This window comes from Microseira wollei NIES-4236 (assembly GCF_020521235.1).
Taxonomy (GTDB): Bacteria; Cyanobacteriota; Cyanobacteriia; order Cyanobacteriales; family Aerosakkonemataceae; genus Microseira; species Microseira wollei.
In genome coordinates, this window is the sequence record NZ_BLAY01000344.1 from 1 (window position 1) to 4526 (window position 4526).

General features: G+C 48.3%; 4 protein-coding genes and 2 pseudogenes. All 6 read left to right on the forward strand.

What is annotated here, in order from left to right; genetic code table 11:
- Positions 1-150 precede the first annotated feature (150 nt).
- A complete protein-coding gene (locus MiSe_RS47755; RefSeq protein ID WP_226594300.1) occupies positions 151-450 on the forward strand; it encodes a peptidase in 300 nt (99 codons plus the stop codon).
- Between the two features lie 201 nt (positions 451-651).
- The gene (locus MiSe_RS47760; RefSeq protein WP_226594302.1) at positions 652-984 is read left to right on the forward strand and encodes a beta-barrel domain-containing protein; all 333 of its coding nucleotides are present in this window, start codon (positions 652-654) and stop codon (positions 982-984) included.
- A complete protein-coding gene (locus MiSe_RS47765) occupies positions 941-1339 on the forward strand; it encodes a hypothetical protein (RefSeq protein WP_507770244.1) in 399 nt (132 codons plus the stop codon). The genes MiSe_RS47760 and MiSe_RS47765 overlap by 44 nt, the downstream gene beginning before the upstream one ends.
- 264 nt (positions 1340-1603) lie before the next feature.
- Positions 1604-2856: pseudogene (locus MiSe_RS54375) on the forward strand (ABC transporter permease).
- An 11-nt stretch (positions 2857-2867) separates the two neighbouring features.
- Positions 2868-3567: pseudogene (locus tag MiSe_RS54380) on the forward strand (ABC transporter ATP-binding protein).
- Positions 3568-3726: 159 nt separating this feature from the next.
- Positions 3727-4526 (forward strand): intradiol ring-cleavage dioxygenase (locus MiSe_RS47785; protein WP_226594307.1); only part of this gene is annotated, 800 nt, incomplete at its 3' end.

The following is a 4526-nucleotide window of genomic DNA, read 5'->3' on the forward strand; positions in this document are numbered from 1 at the left end:
CTGACCAATATTTGGGTGGGGAAACTCCTCCAAGTAAGTCAACTCGTGGAAAGAGGAAGCCTAAAGAGCAATCTTTGGAATCCCCCGCTATATTCGGTACTCCGAATTAGCGGCGGGAGGATGTCAACAGAATTGATCGAGAGATGATTTATGAATCGCCTTTTTCGCAAATATCATCGCTGGCTGGCGATCGCTTTTGCTGTGCGATTACTCAACCAGATCGTCACCGGAATCGGCTTCTCGATTGCTAAATCGTTTCATCAGCGCCAATGGGCAGGATTTCTCCTCCACCTTCATACCTTGGAAACCTTCGGACTTGAGGCAGTTTTTCCCATTATCAATGGGATTGGGTGGTTGGGCTTGCTAATCGCGGGCTTGTATATGACCAGTCTGTTACGGCAACGTCGCGTTCTCTCGTCAAATCTTCTTTACCATGACTACCAGACTTGAACCGTTGCATCCAGATCCGTGGTATCTATCTTTCCGAAAACAGCTTCCATGGCGTTGGCGCAATAGTCACATCAGCATTCCATGTGGCACACTTCCCCTCACTCAGACAGCAATTGATCGCAGACTACTTAGTTTAAGTAGGTTTAGCTCACCCCAACAACTGCTGGAAGTAACTCTCAAGCAGCCGCCTCGAACTCGATTTTGACCCTGGCTGCAACCAATCAAGTCGTGGCGTATCTCGATCAAGCGAAAATTTCTCGCGTTCAAGTCGGTGAGTCGGTGAAGATTACCGCCGATGCTTTTGCCGAGCGCAGGTTTACTGGAAGGGTCGCCCAAGTTGCGGCACAAGCAACCACAACCCAAAACGTCACCAGCTTTGAGGTGAGAGTTTCCCTGGAACCCGCCGCCCAACAATTGCTCAAATCCGGTATGAGCGTGCAAGCTCAATTTCAAGTCGGACAACTCGATTCTGGCTCCCTCCGCCGCCATCATCCGCCAACAAAACGGCACCACAGGCGTTTATGTCATGGGTGAAGACAATAAACCTGCCTTCAAACCGATTCAACTTGGCATTACCGTGGGCGATCGCACCCAAGTCAAATCTGGACTCACCGGCACCGAACAAGTCTTAATCAGCTTTCCACCCGGCATGGAACCAAAATCAGACGCGCGCAGCCCATTCCCCGGTATGAATCGCAGCGATCGCAACTCATCCAGAAATAGTGGAAATACTGGAAATAACCCTCCTCCCCCTCCCGGATTTTCCCATGGTGCTTTCATGCAAAAACTTTGTAGACTCCCCACCTACAAACTTAACCCAGTGTCAACCGTACAGAAATCAACAACTTGGTTACTGTTAAGTTTGCCATATCAGCCAAAAAATCACTAACGCAATTGCAAGGCTTTCAAGGTTGCTTTTTTTTTCGACATACCTCTCCAACATTCTTATTTACCACCTTCTGAAAGTACTGTCAACTCGTATGTCACTTTTTTAAATGTCATCAACCTATGACAATGTAAAGCGACCAAATGATTGTATGTTTAAATCAAAAATATTTTTAGCATACATAAAGCTTATAAATAAGTATTGACGGGAGTATAGCAGGAGTTGCCAAGTTTGGCAAAAAAATTGATAAATCTTTTCACTGTGGAGATGAAGAAGTCAAGGGGAAAATTAACTCAGCAGGTCGCCTGTACAGAAGTGGTGGGAATTGCCACAGAAGCGTTGTGGAGTAATAAACTTGGCACAGGATTGACAATGTTAGGGGTGATTATTGGCATCGGAGCGGTAATTTCGATTACCTCAATCGGACAAGGAATTCAAAAAAGCGTGGAACAGCAAATTCAATCTTTGGGAACCGATGTGTTGCAAATTTCGCCCGGTGCATCTGGCAGCGGCAACATCGTGGGAAGTGCTGGATCGATTAGTAATTTGACGTGGGAAGATGCCAAAGCGATTGCGAAAGAAGCGCCTTCTGCTAAGGTTGTTTCCGCCACTTTACAGCGTCAAGCACAGGCGGCACAAATACGAATACGACGATTTACGGCACCGACTTAAACTATCCCGATGCGCGCAAGGTTCATCCTCAAATCGGACGCTATTTCACCCAAGAAGAATTGAATGAATCGGCTCAAGTTGCCGTTCTTGGTCCCACAGTACAACGGAAAATATTTGGTAATAACACCGGATTGGATGAGAAAATTCGCATCCGAGGCGAAGTTTACCGAGTCATCGGGATTATGGAACCCAAAGGCAGTACTGGACCAATGGATCGCGATGATGCAATTTTTATTCCCTTGACCAGCATGTCGTCGCGCATTGTGGGAAATAACGCCCTGGCTGGAGTTTCAGTCAGTGCCATTTTAGTCAAAGGCGAAAACCAAGCTGCCCTGAATGCCGCAAGGTTTCAGGTGACAAATTTGTTGCGATTGCGGCATAACATCTACAATCCGGCAAACGATGATTTCCGCATCACAAACCAAGCAGATTTGGTCAACGCATTTTCTAATACGGTGGGATTCCTGACGATTATGGTAGTTGCGCTCGCAGCAATCTCTCTCGTAGTCGGCGGCATCGGCATTGCCAATATTATGTTGGTTTCCGCAGTCGAACGCACGCGGGAAATAGGGATTCGCAAAGCCTTGGGCGCAACGAAATCCGCGATTTTGACGCAATTTTTAGTCGAAGCGATCGCCATCTCGACCCTTGGCGGCAAGATCGGCGCAGGCACTGGGATTGCGATCGCCTTTGGCGGGTCTTTGATTTTTAAATTTCCATTTGTTGTTTCCGGGTTGTCAGTTGCGATCGCGTTTGGATTATCAACCGCAGTCGGACTCGTTGCCGGGGTAATTCCTGCCCGCAATGCCGCCAACCTCGACCCGATTGCAGCACTGAGGAGCGATTGATTGTAACAACGATGATTTGGATGGAAGGCATTACCAAAACCTACCAACTGGGAGAAATTACGGTTCCGGTTCTCAAAGGGATTAATTTAGCGATTGAAGAAGCGGAATACGTGGCGATTATGGGCGCATCCGGTTCGGGAAAATCCACGCTGATGAATATTATCAGCTGTCTCGATCGCGCTACGAGCGGAGATGATGTATTTGAAGGCAGCGACCTCACCACATTTAACGACGATGAACTGGCATATGTCCGCAATCAAAGGATTGGATTTGTGTTTCAACAATTCAATTTACTGCCTTGCGCCACTGCCCTGGAAAACGTGATGGTACCGATGGTGTATGCCAATGTTCCCCAGTCGGTGCGTCGAGAAAGAGCGAAGCAAGCGAAGAAAGCGAGTTGGTTTGGGGGAAAGGATGAATAACCGTCCGAGTCAGTTATCTGGGGGACAACAACAACGAGTGGCGATCGCGCCTGCCTTAGTCAATCGTCCGGCGTTAGTATTAGCCGACGAACCGACAGGCGCATTGGATACTCAAACCTCGCAAGATGTGATGAATCTGTTCGCCGAATTGAATCAACAAGGGATGGCGATCGTTCTGGTTACCCACGAACCCGACATCGCAGAACAAACCAAACGCATCATTCGCGTTCAAGATGGGTACGTGGTGAACGCATCAGAACATTATCCGCTTCGATTACCCGATTTTTAAATGAACCGCCAAGACGCCAAGAACGCCAAGAAAAAGAGGAAGAAGATTATAGAGCTTGTCCTTGCCGGATTTGGTATGACATCGAATCGGACGTGATGCGTTCTCGACCAAAAAATAGGGCAATTTTTGGTTCAACTATATCTATTAGCCGCAAATGCGATGAAAAAAGACCGTGTAAAAACAATCTCCCTACTAAACCGTCGAGAGATGCTGGGCTTTATCGGGGGAATTGTTTCTGTATTGCTGGTGGGATGGCTGCGCGGACAGTCTGCATCAGCAAAACCGACTCCTTCTTGTGTAGTGAAACCGCAACAAACAGAAGGCCCCTATTTCGTGGATGAGAAACTTAACCGCTCGGATATCCGGTCAGATCCGTCGGACAGTTCGGTAAAGCAGGGAGTACCGCTGCGTTTGGCATTTCAAGTTTCTCGCATCGATGGTTCTTCTTGTGCGCCTCTGATGGATGCGATCGTGGATATTTGGCACTGCGATGCAATGGGTGTCTATTCGGATGCGACGGATCGGAGTTTCAATACTGTCGGGAAAAAGTTCCTGCGCGGCTATCAAGTGACTGACGCAAATGGCACCGTCGAGTTCGTTACAATCTACCCCGGTTGGTATCCAGGCAGAACTGTTCACATCCACTTCAAGATTCGCACTAATTCTGCCTCCGAACAAAGTTACGAGTTTACGTCGCAGCTTTACTTCGACGATGCGCTCACCGATCAAATCCACGCCCCTAGCCCCTATGCCGCCAAGGGACAGCGCACCTTGAATAACGATCGAGATGGTATCTTTCAAGGTGGTGGCGAGCAATTGATGCTTCAGCTCGGTGAACTACCCGACGCTGATCGCAAAGCGATAGAGCGCGGGCTTCCCAATTCATCAGCAACAGCCTTGACCGTAGTGGACTTGCGACCATACGGTTTTGGTCTTACATTGCCTCCTTGGGCAGTAGC